The following is a 15,471-nucleotide window of genomic DNA, read 5'->3' on the forward strand; positions in this document are numbered from 1 at the left end:
TAGGTGGAAGTATTTTTGTACATTTTTAGAAGAGATATAAAAATGTTATTTTAAGATAAACAAAAGGTTGTAAGCGCATTCTTTAAATATTGTCAAAATAATGTCGAATTCATATTGTTGGAAAAATAATGCATTTGTAATATAATGATAAATGATACTTCACCACATTAATTAACTAGGTGAAATTAAAATCTTTATTACACACATTATGAAATAAAGGGATGATTAGTTTTGAGTACAGGTGTAAAAGCAAACGACGTGAAGACAAAAACAAAGGGAGCAGATCTTGTTGTTGATTGTTTAATTAAACAAGGTGTTACACATGTTTTCGGTATTCCAGGAGCAAAGATTGACTCTGTATTTGATGTATTGCAAGAAAGAGGACCAGAGTTAATTGTTTGTCGTCATGAACAAAATGCAGCATTTATGGCAGCTGCTATTGGTAGATTAACAGGGAAACCGGGCGTATGTCTTGTAACTTCAGGACCAGGGACATCAAATTTAGCGACAGGTCTTGTTACTGCGAATGCGGAGAGTGATCCCGTTGTTGCTTTAGCTGGTGCAGTACCGCGTACGGATCGATTAAAACGTACGCATCAATCTATGGATAATGCTGCACTATTCGAACCAATCACAAAATATAGCGTAGAAGTAGAGCATCCTGATAATGTGCCAGAAGCATTATCAAATGCATTCCGAAGTGCGACTTCTACAAATCCAGGAGCAACTTTAGTAAGTTTGCCGCAAGACGTTATGACTGCGGAAACGACTGTAGAGTCTATCGGTGCGCTTTCTAAGCCACAGCTTGGAATCGCTCCCACACATGATATTACATACGTAGTAGAAAAAATAAAAGCAGCGAAATTACCAGTTATTTTACTCGGTATGAGAGCAAGTACAAATGAAGTGACGAAAGCTGTTCGTGCATTAATTGCGGATACAGAGCTTCCTGTTGTTGAAACATATCAAGCAGCTGGTGCGATTTCACGTGAGTTAGAAGATCATTTCTTCGGCCGCGTTGGATTATTCCGTAATCAACCAGGTGATATTTTACTAGAAGAAGCAGACCTTGTTATTTCTATCGGTTATGATCCAATTGAGTATGATCCAAAGTTCTGGAATAAACTTGGCGACAGAACGATTATTCATCTTGATGACCATCAAGCAGATATCGACCATGATTACCAACCAGAGCGTGAATTAATTGGTGATATCGCTTTAACGGTAAATAGCATCGCAGAGAAATTACCGAAACTTGTATTAAGTACGAAATCAGAAGCAGTGTTAGAACGATTACGCGCGAAATTATCAGAACAAGCAGAAGTTCCAAATCGTCCTTCAGAAGGTGTTACGCATCCACTTCAAGTGATTCGTACACTTCGTTCTTTAATTAGTGACGATACAACTGTTACATGTGACATCGGTTCCCATTCTATTTGGATGGCGAGATGTTTCCGTTCTTATGAACCACGTAGATTATTATTTAGTAACGGCATGCAAACGTTAGGTGTTGCACTTCCTTGGGCAATCGCAGCTACTTTAGTAGAACCAGGTAAAAAAGTAGTTTCCGTATCAGGTGACGGTGGTTTCTTATTCTCAGCGATGGAGTTAGAAACGGCGGTACGTTTAAATTCTCCAATCGTCCATCTTGTTTGGAGAGACGGCACATATGATATGGTTGCATTCCAACAAATGATGAAATACGGCAGAACATCAGCTACAGAATTTGGCGATGTTGATCTTGTGAAATATGCGGAAAGTTTCGGGGCGTTAGGTCTTCGTGTTAACACGCCTGATGAATTAGAAGGGGTATTAAAAGAAGCATTAGCAGCAGACGGCCCTGTCATTATTGATATTCCAATTGACTATCGTGACAACATTAAATTAAGCGAAAAATTATTACCAAACCAATTAAACTAATGGAGGCAGATTTGAGATGACTGTTGCGCAATTAATTGATATTGATGCGAAAAAAACGAAAACGAGTAATGAAGTATATCAAACATCTACAATGCTTGCGCTATTAGATGGTATATATGATGGTGTAATTAGCTTTGAAGATTTGAAAAAACATGGTGATTTCGGCATCGGCACATTTGATCAATTAGATGGTGAAATGATTGCATTTGATAATGAATTTTATCATTTACGTTCAGACGGTTCAGCAGAAAAAGTAGAGCCAGAAGAAACAACGCCATTTGCGACTGTAACGTTTTTTGAAAAAGAAATGAGTTATACGGTAGAGCGTCCGATGAATCGTGAAGAAGTTGAAGCGTTATTACATGAATTAATGCCAAGTAAAAACTTGTTTTACGGTATTCGAATGGACGGTACGTTCCGTGAAGTAAGGACGAGAACTGTTCCAAGACAAGAAAAACCGTATACACCGCTCGTTGAAGTGACGAAATCACAACCAATCTTTTCATTTGAAAATACAGAAGGTACGCTTGCTGGATTTTGGACACCAGATTACGCACAAGGTATTGGGGTAGCTGGATTCCACTTACATTACATTGATGATGAAAGAAGCGGGGGCGGACATGTTTTCGACTATGTTATAGAAAACTGTACGATCCAAATTTGTCAAAAAGCTCATATGCATTTAGCACTTCCAGAAACAGCTGATTTTATGGCGGCTGAATTATCAAGAGAAAATTTAGAGGATAATATTGCAACTGCGGAAGGTGCAGAGTAAGAGGGAAAGACTGTTCCATTTTGGAACAGTCTTCTTTTATTCGTAATGTTATTATTTGTCGATAAATCGATATTTCTTGTCGAACCGTTGATATATTGTAAGTTACGATAGATATATTCGAAAAATCGTTGATATATTGTAAGTTACGATAGATATATTCGAAAAATCGTTGATATATTGTAAGTTACGATAGATATATTTGAAAAATCGTTGATATCGCTTATTTCTTTGAAACAAACGGATGCCCCTCATAATAAAAACGCCACGGATAATGTACAGCTTCTTCTGCATAGTCGATATTAATACGAGGTCCTGCTGTTATTTTATATTGTGATGATATGTGTTCTTCTTTTGGAACTAATTCAATATGTAACGTATCATTTTGTAACGATACGCCGCGTTCTTTTAAAGTAATTCCGAGTGCACGGCATAGTTTGCCAGGACCGTTTGTTAAGTTTTTATATTGCGCTTTTGTAATTTCGGTCTTATTGTAGCGCGCTAGTTTTATTTCTGCTATTCCATCTACTGGCTCAAGGGCTCGAATGAGAACACCTTGCGGGGTGCCCACTGGCGCTGTAATAACGTTAAAGCAATGATACATACCGTAAATTAAATATACGTAAGCATGCCCTGGTGCACCAAACATAACTTCTGTGCGATCTGTCCGTCTGCCTCCGTAACTATGTGCGGCCTTATCATCTGGGCCTTTATATGCTTCTACTTCTACAATGATTCCGCTTCGCTTTATTCCGTCTACAATATGAACAAGTTTTTGCCCGAGTAATTTTTTTGCGACTTCTAACGTATCGCCTTCATAAAAAGAAGGAGGTGCCTGCATTGTACTATCTCCTTTGCTAAGTGTATATGTATATAGTAAACCAAATTTTCAGTAGTAATTCTAACTCGTTCTATTTGCTACATTTATTTCATAAATTATGGATAGAGTACAACAGCGAAGAGGGGGAGTGCGACATGATTTATCGCTTACTAGCTCTTAATATAGATGGGACACTACTATACAACAATGGAAAAATTGCAAAAGGATTAAGAGAAACAATTGAATTTGTGAAAAGAAAAGATGTATACGTTACGTTATTTACGAGTCGTAATTTTCAATCCGCTCATAAAGTAGCAAAGGCGTTAAAATTAGATTCTATATTAGTGACACATGGTGGTGCTTTCGTTTCAGCAACGTTAGATAAGCCGTACGTTCAAAGAAGATTATCTGAAGAGAAGACTTTTAACATTGTGCAAGTGTTAGAGCACTTTGATTGTAACGTACGCATTTCTCATGAACGGTTTTCGATAGGAAATCGTGAGAGAAATACACCAAACTTAATTGCGCGCACTGTATTATCAAGCGCAGATCCGTTATTTTATCCAGTTCAATTTGTAGATTCGTTAGGTGACGCGCTTCGTGACCATCCGGTAGCAGCGCCAAAAATTGATGTTATTTTCCAAAGTAAAGGTGAAAAAGAAAGAGGACTGAACACATTAAGAAAAGCGTTCCAAGATGTAGAGTATGTTGAATGTGATTCAAAACGAATAGAAATTTTACCGCAAAATGTATCAAAATTACGTGGACTACAATTGCTTGGAGAGCATTTAAATATTTCGCTAAATGAAATGGTTGCGATTGGAGATAGTATGGAAGATTTAGAGGTTATTGAAAACGTGGGACTTGGGGTAGCGATGGGGAACTCGCCTGTAGAATTAAAGCAAGCAGCAGATTGGATTACACGTTCAAATAGCGAAAACGGTGTAGAGTATATGATTAAAGAGCATTTCCGTAAGCAATTCCCGCTTCCGTTTTTGAAGAATCATAAAAATACACCGAAACGATGAAAGAAAAACGTAGCTTTTTGGCTACGTTTTTTTGTTGAGCTTATTAAAAGGAATGGAAACGTTTTAAATTGTGAATTGTGTATGGGATTCATACAATTCACTTGAATCCTTCAGAAAACTAATGTAAAGTGGATGATGTTGTCAAAATAGTTACACCACATGAAATATTCTTCAGATTAATTTTATTGGGCTCCCATACGTAAAAGTATTTCCGCATGACAGTTTAGTTCACGTATTATTTCAAAAATGAATTGTAGTAATTTTATTAAGTAGTTGTAGCGTTCCTTTGTTGTATTTAAATGGATTATTTTAAGTTAATGTGAGTAAGACCTGGTACATATGAAATGTACTTCTTTTTGTGGTTTTAGGAAGTTTAAAAGGGGGAATGAATTTCTTGAGGAAATCATTTAATCAAAAAATTAAAAAGTTAAGTAGTAGTTTAATAGTTGTATTACTAATATGTATGAATTTTTTAATCCATTTACCATTTAAAGCAGAGGCAGCTACAACAGAATTAAAAGGTTTAGGTGATGTATCTTATTACAACGCCATCATTTTTGGAGATCATAGTGCAACGAGTGCGGATATTGAAGGTGCGATGGCTGTTCAGAAAAATATGAACGCATCAAGTTATACAGTCGTAGCGGCTGCAACTGGAGCAAATAACTTAGCTGGAGCAACTTGGGTAGATGAAGGATATCCATCATTATTACTAGGCGGTCAATTTACGAAAGCTGGAGCAGGACAGGTAATTATTCAAGATGGAACAGTGGCGATGACAAAAGACGGTGACCCAGATGGCGCAATGAAAACATCGTATGACCGTATCTCTTATAAAGAGCAAGCGGAGATTGATGCTAAGTTTAAAGAATTTAGAAAAGACGTTGATGGTGTAATTGGGGATGCAAGTAAACTACACACTGATAAGCCAAAACCTAATATGAGCTTTGGAATCGGTGAAGATGCAAACAACCCTAATATTTATGTCTCTTCAGGTCAGACGGGAAAGAAAGCATTCGATGTAAAAGACGTTTTTCTTCCGAATGTAGAGAATAAAGATTTTATTGTTATTTATTCAGATGCAGAAGAAGTGAGTTTTGGTGGCGGTGCAATTTTGTATGATACAAGAAATACTGGGATGGCGACGGATTTAATTAATACATCTCAAGCATATGACCCTAATTCATCTTTTACTGAGTTAGCTAGTAAGGTAATTTGGGTATTTCCTAATGCTACAAAGATAACAACTAAAGGTTATGGTGTAGTAGGTAGTGTGTTTGCACCTAATGCAGTTGTAGAAACAAAAGGTGGTTCTATTAATGGACAAGCCTATGTTGGAGGATTACACCAAAGAGATGGTTTTGAGGTTCATAACTTTAAATTTAACTGGCCAAAATGGAATAAACCAGCAGCTGAAAAAGGACATTTACAAATTAAAAAAGTTGATGAAAACGATGAAAACATTGTTTTAAAAGACGCAAAATTTGATGTTATAGACAAAGATAATAACGTTGTGGCTACTGTTACAACAAACGAAAAGGGTATTGCGGAAGTTAATAAAGATTTACCACTTGGTGACTATTTTGTAAAAGAAATAAATGCACCAGAAGGATATATAAAAGTTGATACACCAGTCAAAGTAACAATTGATAATACAAACGTAATTGAACTTGTTATGAAGAATACGAAAAGAGTAGAGAATGGCCAATTTAAATTATTGAAAAAAGATAGTGAATCTGGTCAACTTCTGTCAGGTGCAAAATTTGATGTTATCGATAAAGATGGTAATGTTGTGGAAACAATTGTTACAGGTGATAAAGGCGAAGCCTTATCGAAACAACTTCCAGTTGGAAGCTATACATTAAAAGAAGTAGAAGCACCGAAAGGATATGAATTATCATCTAGTTCAGTTTCTGTTGATGTAAAGGCTAATAAAGTAGTGACTGTAGATGTGGTGAATAAAAAGATCCCCGAAAAAGTAACAGGTCAATTCGAAATTGTGAAAGTAGATGCGGAAGATAAAACGAAAGTATTATCAGACGCAGAATTCGAAGTGTATAAAGACAGCAAGAAAGTAGATACGTTACGAACAGATAAAACTGGTAAAGTAATTTCTCAGAAATTAGAACCAGGAACATACACATTAAAAGAAACGAAAGCACCACAAGGATATAAATTGCTAAAAGAAGAAATTGAAGTCGTTGTGGAAGCAAACAAAGTAGTAGAAGTACAAGTAGAAAACGCAAAAGAACTAGGAAGCCTACAAGTAATCAAAAAGGATTCGGAGAGTGGAAAAGTTCTAGCAGGTGCAGATTTTAAACTGAAAAATGAAGCTGGTCAAGTAGTTGGAGAAGCGAAAACAACAAATAAAGACGGTGTTGTGAAATTCGAAAGCTTAGTGCCAGGAAAGTACACGTTAGAGGAAACGAAAGCGCCGGAAGGTTATAAAGCGCTAGAAGTGACAGTAGAAGTGAACGTTGTAGCGAACGAAGTAGTAAAACAAGAAGTCATGAATGAAAAAGTAATGGGTCAATTCGAAATCGTGAAAGTAGATGCGAATGATAAAACGAAATTGTTATCAGGTGCAGAATTCGAAGTGTATAAAGATGGTAAAAAGGTAGCGGAACTGAAAACAGATGAGAGTGGAAAAGTGATGTCACCGAAATTACCGCTAGGTGAATACACAGTGAAAGAAACGAAAGCACCAGCGGGCTACAAACTTTCAAATAAAGAATGGAAAGTAACAATTCAAAATGAGAAAGAAGTAGTAAAAGTAGAGGCAGAAAACGAAAAAATCTTAGGTTCTCTACAAATTATTAAAATGGATGATAAAGATCAAACGAAACGCTTAGTAGGCGCAGAATTTACATTGAAAGATGCGAAAGGAAATGTTGTAAAAGAAGGAATTACAACAGATAAGTCTGGAACGGTTAAAGTAGACGGACTTGTGCCAGGTGAATATACGTTAGAAGAAACAAAAGCACCAGAAGGTTATGAGTTAACAAAACAAATAATTCATGTAACAGTTGACGGTGAAAAAGTTATTGATGTAAAAGTAACGAACGGTAAGAGCCTTGGTCAATTCGAAATTGTAAAAGTAGATGCGAATGATAAAACGAAATTGTTATCAGGTGCAGAATTCGAAGTGTATAAAGATGGTAAGAAAGTAGATACATTACGAACAGATAAAACTGGTAAAGTAATTTCTCAGAAATTAGAACCAGGAAAGTACACATTAAAAGAAATGAAAGCACCACAAGGATATAAACTACTAAAAGAAGAAATTGAAGTCGTTGTGGAAGCAAATAAAGTAGTAGAAGTACAAATAGAAAACGCAAAAGAACTAGGAAGCTTACAAGTAATCAAAAAGGATGCAGAGAGTGGAAAAGTTCTAGAAGGTGCGGAATTTAAATTAAAGAACGAAGCTGGTCAAGTAGTTGGAGAAGCGAAAACAACGAGTAAAGACGGTGTTGTGAAATTCGAAAGCTTAGTGCCAGGAAAGTATACGTTAGAAGAAACGAAAGCACCAGAAGGTTATAGAGCGTTAGAAGTAACAGTAGAAGTAAATGTTGTAGCAAATGAAGTAGTAAAACAAGAAGTTATGAATGAAAAAGTGAAAGAAGAAATTACAGGTCAATTAGAAATTACAAAGGTAGACGCTAATAATACAAATAAAATATTAGCAGGCGCAGTGTTTGAAATTTGGAAAGACGAAACAAAAATTGACACATTAACAACAAATAAGAGCGGTAAAGCAATTTCTCAGAAGTTAGAACCAGGAGATTATATTTTAAAAGAAATCCAAGCGCCAGAAGGATATACTTTATCCGATAAGGAAATGAAATTTACGATTTCTAATGAAAAAATTGAATTTGTAAAACTTCAAATTACAAATAAAAAAGATACAGAAAAAGGTCCGGAAAAACCAGGTGAAGGAACAGAAAAACCAGGTGAAGGAACAGAGAAGCCAGGTGAAGGAACAGAAAAACCAGGTGAAGGAACAGAAAAGCCAGGTGAGGGAGTAGAAAAACCTAATTTACCAGAAAAAGGACAAGGTTCTTCTAATAATCAACAACTTCCAGCTACAGGACACAATACGAATTACGTTTCATTCATCGGTTTTATGCTTCTGTTACTAGGAATACGTTTAAGATTCATGGCTAAAAATAGTTAACGGATGTATAAAAGGCATCAGAGATATATAATCTCTGATGCCTTTTAAGTGAATACAGATAAAATGAAAATATCTATATGGAATGATAAATATGTTAAGCTTCAATTACGCTAAGCATTCTGTTTATAAATGCAGCTGCGTGAGCACGTTGTGATGGTCCTTTTGGTACGAATTGATTAAATTCATTACCTTTTACAATTCCATATCCATACACTCTTTGTACTTCTTCTTTAGCGTAAATTAAGTTTTGGTCTACGAATGGTAGTTCAACTTGTTTTGCAAAAATACCAGCGTGTTTTAGAGAACGATCGATCATAATAACAGCTTCTTCGCGTGTAATTGTAGTATTTGGATCAAATGTATTATCACCACGTCCGCGGATTATGCCTGCGCTTGCTGCACGATTAATACCGTCTCTTAAAGATGGGTGTACTTGTTCTAAGTCTGTGAAATTAGCATTTCCACTTGGTAATTGTAAAGCACGAGTAATTAATGTAGCAAATTCAGCACGCGTTACAAGACGTTCTGGGAAGTACTTGCCGTTCCCTTCTCCTTGCATAATGCCTCTAGCTGCTAATTGACGAATGTCTTGTTCATACCATCCACCTGTAATGTCATCAGTTACGGGATTTTTTTGGTTTTCCTTATAGTATGTTTCAGTTCCTTTTAAGAAAGCATCCCATTGTCCGCGTTGAATCATAAACGCAGGGCAGTTTTTTCCTGACCAAAATTGGTGTTTTTGGACCTTATCTAGAGAAATATTTAAGTCGTTCATTAAATAAGCTGCCAATTTACGTGCATTTTCTACCGCTTTTTCATAGTTTCCATCTTGATTAACGGCAATTTCAATTCCGATAGATTCATAGTTTCCAGTTTTATTTCCAGCATGCCATCCAACTTCATTTACTGGAAGATGTTGATAAATTTCTTTATCATCTACTGTGAAATGCCAAGATGCAGCGCGATCAGCTGTTCCGCGTGCTTGATTATCTAAGAATTTTGCATGATTCAGAGCATTAGCACCTTTCGCTGTATTAGCCGTTTCGTGAATCGTAATATATTTAGGCACCATCGGGTAGCCAGGGCGAATATCGTCATTTCCTTTTGGGACAATCATTTCTTTAAATGTAACGCCATAAATATTGTTTGTTTGTAGAGCTTCTGGCGATCTCAATAAACTATTTTTAGCAGTACGACTGTTTTTTAATAATGAAGCTTTTGTACCTTCAAATGTAGCAGAAGGTGCATAAATCCATTTTGCTGTTTCATTTATTTGGACTTTAAACCAATTTCCAGCTTGTTCAGTAGGAGTTATGACTTGTGGCTCTAGTTTTCCTTCTTCTTTAAACGATTGGAACGGAAGTGCATGTATGGAAGCTTCTTCTTTTACGATTAATTTTTGGTTAGATAGTTTATGAATCTCTTGAACTTCTAAGCTATTATCATTGTTATCTATCCATCCAGCGCCAGTTGACGTCGTTATGTAATAAGCATTTCCTTTTTTCTTTGTCGCCGTTACGACTTGTTCTGTAATCTCGATATTCGATTTGTTTTTTAAATCATTCGCGGTATATAATGAATGTTTTTTTGAAGTGTATAGTAGGAATTGGCCAGTAACCTCGATATCTTCTTCATGAGTACTATGCTCATTAACATGTTCTTTAATACTTTTAAAAACTTGATCCTCCGTATATACTTCGGCGGATTTTTCAGCACTCTCTGCAAATGAATAAGTAGGTGCAAGAACAGTTTGTAATGCAAGAGAGAGAGTTAAAACACTATAAAATTTCTTTTTCATATTTGTTTTTAACACATTAGATTGTGGAATCTAGTGTTAACAGTCCTCCTTTTTATATTGTATTTTCACTATGTATCGATTTTAACACTAATAAATTTTAACAAGAGAAAATCATGATGTCTATATACATGAGCAATATTCATAAAAAGAATTATTTGAAAAAATGTAAGAGAAACAGGTAAAACCTTCTGTATTGACCTGTAAACGCCCTTCAAGTAAACTAAAGAGAGTTTGCAAATGAAAAGGTGATAATGTTGTTAATTTCAATTAAAACGTTACAAGATGATCGTTTTTTACGTCCGCTACAAAATATTGGCGGCTTATTTTTTGAAGATAGTACGATTGGATTTGAACAAGAGGAAGCAAATCTGATCGTTGATATACACATTGAGGATAATGTGAAAGCATCCGCTCAATTAACGGATGTTAGCACAGGAAATGTGTATGAAGAAACATTCTCGAAAGATTTATCTGCTTTCACAGATGAAAAAGAGCGTATGAAGCAAGTGAAACACGTTGTTTCTTATGTATATCTTTCTGTTCTTCAGCAGTTAACTGGTATTGAACAAAGCTGGGGTATTTTAACGGGAGTACGTCCGACGAAACTTCTTCACAAAATGCTTCAAAATGGTATGTCAAAAGAAGAAGCGCATCAAGAACTTCGTGAAAGTTATTTAATTCATGAAGAGAAAATTGAACTTCTTCAGCGCATTGTTGATTGCCAATTAGCAGTTGTTCCGGATTTATACCGTTTGAAAGAAGAAGTAAGTATTTATATCGGTATTCCGTTCTGTCCAACGAAATGTGCATACTGTACATTCCCGGCTTATGCGATTAATGGACGCCAAGGGTCTGTTGATTCGTTCTTAGGTGGTTTACATTATGAAGTTCGTGAAATTGGTAAGTTTTTAAAAGAAAAAGGTGTAAAAGTTACGACGATTTATTACGGCGGCGGTACACCTACAAGTATTACAGCAGAAGAGATGGATATGCTGTATGAAGAAATGTATGAAGCGTTCCCAGATGTGAAAAATGTGCGTGAAGTAACAGTTGAGGCAGGTCGCCCAGATACGATTACTCCAGCAAAGCTAGAAGTGTTAAATAAATGGAACATTGACCGTATTAGTATTAATCCACAGTCATACCATCAAGAGACACTAAAAGCAATTGGACGTCATCATACTGTAGAAGAAACAATTGAGAAATACCATTTAGCTCGTGAAATGGGAATGAACAATATTAATATGGACTTAATTATTGGTCTTCCTGGTGAAGGGTTAGATATCTTCAAGCATACGTTAGATGAAACAGAAAAGTTAATGCCAGAATCATTAACAGTTCATACGTTATCATTTAAACGTGCTTCTGAAATGACGCAAAACAAACGTAAATATAAAGTAGCAGGTCGCGAAGAAATTACAGCGATGATGCACGAAGCAGAAGAGTGGACGCAAAAGCATAATTACGTACCATATTACCTATATCGTCAAAAGAATATTTTAGGTAACTTAGAGAACGTTGGTTATGCAATGCCGACGCAAGAAAGTATTTACAACATTGTCATTATGGAAGAAGTACAATCAATTATCGGACTTGGTTGTGGTGCATCAAGTAAATTTGTTCATCCGAAGACGGGAGCAATTACTCACTTCGCAAATCCGAAAGATCCAAAATCATATAACGATGGCTTTGTGAAATATACAGAAGATAAACTGAAAATTTTAGAAGAGCTATTTGCATAAGAAGAAAGAGGTTGTTCCGAGTCGGAACAACCTCTTTTTTATCCTGCAGTAACGGGCGGTCCGATTATATCTTGTCAGTTTTTGTCGGTAAGTCGATATATTCGAAAAATCGCTGATATATTTTGAAAATCGCCGATATAATTTCATTTACCGTCTAACGGTACCGTATGTAAAACTATGTCGATAATAATCAGAAAAATTAGTCAAATCATTAGAGGACAATGTCTACTTATGGACGAAATGATAGATTTATGAAAGAGAAAAGGGGGAAATTGTTGGCATGTATATGACGATAGGGAGAATTTTTGATTTATCAGTTGGTAAGTATCCAAATAAAGAGGCGTTAGTGGAACCTGAAAAAAATATTCGCTGGACGTATAAACAGTGGGATGAACAAATAAATAAAACAGCGCACGCTCTATTAGAAGAAGGGGTAAGAAAGGGAGATACGGTATCTGTTTACTTATATAATTGCCATGAATTTGTAAACGTTTACTTAGCCTGTGCGAAAATTGGAGCGATCTTTAACCCGATTAATTTCCGCTTAAAAGCGAAAGAAGTATCTTATATTCTTCAGGACGCATCCTCGAAAGTCGTTGTCTTTGAAAAAGCAGTTGAGTCAACTGTTGCTATAATTGAAAGAGATTTTCCAAATACATCTTTTTGGTCTATAGAAAACGATAAACCTTCCTATGCAAGTTCCTACCATGAAAAAGTGAATGAAGCATCTTCTGAGAAAGTAAATATCGAAATTGATGAAATGGATTATTGTTCAATGCTTTATACGAGCGGTACGACTGGGCATCCGAAAGGCGTGTTACATCGCCATCGTGAAATGGCTGAGCATAGTATGATTTGTACGTATTTCCTTAAATATAATAGAGATAGTGTAGGGCTTGTTGTGGCGCCTTTATATCACTGTGGTGAATTAAACGCTGGAATCATACCACGCATTCAAGTTGGTGGAAAGAATGTTATTTTGCATCATTTTGATACAGAAACAGTATTACATACGATTCAAGAAGAAAAGATTACGACGTTCTTTGCAGCGCCGACGATGTGGAATATGTTGTTGCAAAAAGATTTAGCTCAGTATGATTTAACGTCAATGAAAATCGGTATATATGGCGGAGCAGCAATGGCACCGGCGTTAGTGAAGGAATGTAAAGAACGTCTTTATATTGATCTTGTTCAAATATACGGAATGACAGAAATGGGGCCAGTTGTTGCGTTTCTCGTAGAGGAGGATCAAATTACGAAAGCTGGTTCAGCAGGCACGCCATGTTTTAGCCATGAAGTTCGTATTGTGAAACCGAACGAGGATGCACCGGCAGAACCAGATGATGTATTACCTCCTTATGAAGTGGGAGAAATTATTTTACGCGGCCCAACTATGATGGCTGGCTATCATAATCGTGAAGAAGCGAATAAAAAATCGATGTATAAAGGATGGTATCATTCTGGTGATCTAGGCTATTTTGATAAAGACGGTTATTTATTCGTTGCTGATCGCGTTGATGATATGGTAATTAGCGGTGGCGTAAATATTTATCCTCGTGAAATTGAAGATTTCCTTCATAGTCATCCAGGTATATTAGATGTGGCGGTACTTGGTGAGCCAGATGAATTATGGGGAGAGCGTGTTGTGGCAGTTATTGTGAAGAAAGATGAAACAATAACAGAAGCTGATTTAGAAACGTATTGCAAAGAAAGTGATGAACTAGCAGATTATAAACGTCCGCGTCATTATTTATTTGTAGATGAACTCCCTCGTAATGCGAGCGGGAAGTTGCAGAAGTTTGTACTGAGGGAGTCGTTGAAAGGTGCGAAAAAATAGAAAATGCAGGATGCCCCATATCTATGGGGTATCCTGCATTTTTCTGTATTAAACAGAACAAACAATATCTTTGTTAATTCTCATTTTTTCTTGGTGAAGGTTAATTAGCGCATTTGAAATAAGGTGGAAACACAAAGTGGATGTAATACAAAAAGAAAAGACACCCTAAGGTGCCTTTCTCCGACTTGAACCATTTCATTTCATACGAATCGGAATCTATCCGTATTACCATTACCCCTTTGTTATGAGTGTAAACACACACTATAAAGCAGAATCGTCTATATACACTAGATTGTTAGTTCACAAAAGACAAGAGATTTGAGATCAATATCGAAGTGACGCCACATCCCCTATAATAATTGATATGTTACGCCTTTTAAAAGAATCTGCTTTATAGAACGTGCCCACAAGTTATATTTTACTATATGTAATATTCATTTAGTGTATTTTTTAATGAATATGTATAATTACATAAACTGTATGAAAAAAAGAGAGTATACTCTAATATTGTGTAATAAAGATGAAGCCCGCCTACGGAATAGGGGGCTTTTCTTACTTTTTATAAATATTTATTCCAATTATATTATCAGATGAGTCTAAACGAATATAAACGTCAGCTGATAAAAGGTGTGCATTATATATTCGTTGTTTATATGTTGATATCTCGAAGCGTTTTCCATTCAATTCACATTCTAGAATAATCATATCGCCATGTTCTTTCCAAGTTATTAATTTAGCAGTTGTATTCATATAAACCTCCTCTGAATCATTTTATGAAAATTAATAGAGATAGTGTGAGAAAGGAGTTTATATAACAAAAAAAGACACCTTAAGTGTCTTCTTTGATTACTATAAAAGTCGTTGAATGAAATAGGTTTCTATTTTTATTTGCGTGAAAAGCCTTCTTCATCAAGGTATTCCGCAGCTTCTGGATAAGAGTTGAATGTACCGTCTAAGTTTACACCAGCGTACACGTTCCACATGTCATCCTCTGAAATAAGAGTAAGAATATGACCATCTTCGTTCTGCCATTCTTCTTCTTTCGCAGGTTCTACAGGTGCTACTACTTCTTCTTGTGATAGAAGGTCAATTGATTTCTCAATTACTGAACGTAACTCCTCTGCTGAAAACTCACGGATGTTAACCATGCCTTTATCATCTGTTTTATAACCTTTAATACCGCTTGCATATACAAATCCATTTCCATTTGGGTGTAAATGAAATACAACGTTCTTTTTATCTAAACGACTTTCTTCAAAGTGGAAGTTTACACGTTTTAATGATACGTTCTTTCTTTCTAGTTCTGGGAAAGATTCAATAATCGATAATTTTTCTTCAAAAGTTAGCATAGTGCCTCCAAGTATATAGTAAAAGATTTAA

The 15,471-nt window shown here is 35.9% G+C and carries 10 protein-coding genes; 6 read left to right on the forward strand and 4 right to left on the reverse strand.

Annotated elements, in window-relative coordinates; all coding sequences use genetic code 11:
* The first annotated feature begins 231 nt into the window (after positions 1 to 231).
* Positions 232 to 1,920, forward strand: a complete 1,689-nt coding sequence (alsS, locus tag DN399_RS04510; protein ID WP_144597055.1) for an acetolactate synthase AlsS — start codon at positions 232 to 234, stop codon at positions 1,918 to 1,920.
* 16 nt (positions 1,921 to 1,936) lie between these two features.
* On the forward strand, positions 1,937 to 2,695 hold the full coding sequence (gene alsD, locus DN399_RS04515) for an alpha-acetolactate decarboxylase (RefSeq protein ID WP_000215024.1): 759 nt from the start codon (positions 1,937 to 1,939) through the stop codon (positions 2,693 to 2,695).
* 220 nt (positions 2,696 to 2,915) lie between these two features.
* On the opposite strand, the gene DN399_RS04525 is transcribed toward alsD, so the two are convergent.
* Complete coding sequence (locus DN399_RS04525; RefSeq protein WP_001148783.1) at positions 2,916 to 3,533, reverse strand: DNA-3-methyladenine glycosylase; 618 nt, start codon at positions 3,531 to 3,533, stop codon at positions 2,916 to 2,918.
* 134 nt (positions 3,534 to 3,667) lie between these two features.
* On the opposite strand from DN399_RS04525, the gene DN399_RS04530 reads away from it, so the two are divergent.
* Both DN399_RS04530 and DN399_RS04535 read left to right on the forward strand, forming a co-directional pair.
* A complete protein-coding gene (locus DN399_RS04530) occupies positions 3,668 to 4,540 on the forward strand; it encodes a Cof-type HAD-IIB family hydrolase (protein WP_000640415.1) in 873 nt (290 codons plus the stop codon).
* A 394-nt stretch (positions 4,541 to 4,934) separates the two neighbouring features.
* Positions 4,935 to 8,714, forward strand: a complete 3,780-nt coding sequence (locus tag DN399_RS04535; protein ID WP_149149350.1) for a SpaA isopeptide-forming pilin-related protein — start codon at positions 4,935 to 4,937, stop codon at positions 8,712 to 8,714.
* A 94-nt stretch (positions 8,715 to 8,808) separates the two neighbouring features.
* Here the strand turns inward: DN399_RS04535 and DN399_RS04540 are convergent, their stop codons facing one another.
* Positions 8,809 to 10,512 (reverse strand): S-layer homology domain-containing protein, encoded by a 1,704-nt coding sequence (locus DN399_RS04540; RefSeq protein WP_044307491.1) that lies wholly within the window; start codon positions 10,510 to 10,512, stop codon positions 8,809 to 8,811.
* A gap of 251 nt (positions 10,513 to 10,763) precedes the next feature.
* Between DN399_RS04540 and DN399_RS04545 the strand changes: the two genes are divergently transcribed.
* Positions 10,764 to 12,254, forward strand: a complete 1,491-nt coding sequence (locus DN399_RS04545) for a coproporphyrinogen III oxidase (RefSeq protein ID WP_002164625.1) — start codon at positions 10,764 to 10,766, stop codon at positions 12,252 to 12,254.
* A gap of 280 nt (positions 12,255 to 12,534) precedes the next feature.
* Positions 12,535 to 14,091: a fatty acid--CoA ligase gene (locus DN399_RS04550; protein ID WP_000281991.1), complete on the forward strand. Its 1,557-nt coding sequence runs from the start codon at positions 12,535 to 12,537 to the stop codon at positions 14,089 to 14,091.
* Between the two features lie 552 nt (positions 14,092 to 14,643).
* Here DN399_RS04550 and DN399_RS04555 read toward each other — a convergent pair.
* Together DN399_RS04555 and DN399_RS04560 are read right to left on the reverse strand one after the other, a co-directional pair.
* On the reverse strand, positions 14,644 to 14,841 hold the full coding sequence (locus tag DN399_RS04555; protein WP_001098262.1) for a hypothetical protein: 198 nt from the start codon (positions 14,839 to 14,841) through the stop codon (positions 14,644 to 14,646).
* Positions 14,842 to 14,975: 134 nt separating this feature from the next.
* The gene (locus DN399_RS04560; protein ID WP_000954998.1) at positions 14,976 to 15,440 is read right to left on the reverse strand and encodes a hypothetical protein; all 465 of its coding nucleotides are present in this window, start codon (positions 15,438 to 15,440) and stop codon (positions 14,976 to 14,978) included.
* Positions 15,441 to 15,471: the final 31 nt, after the last annotated feature.

It is taken from the genome of Bacillus sp. AR4-2, from assembly GCF_008274865.1.
GTDB lineage: Bacteria > Bacillota > Bacilli > Bacillales > Bacillaceae_G > Bacillus_A > Bacillus_A cereus.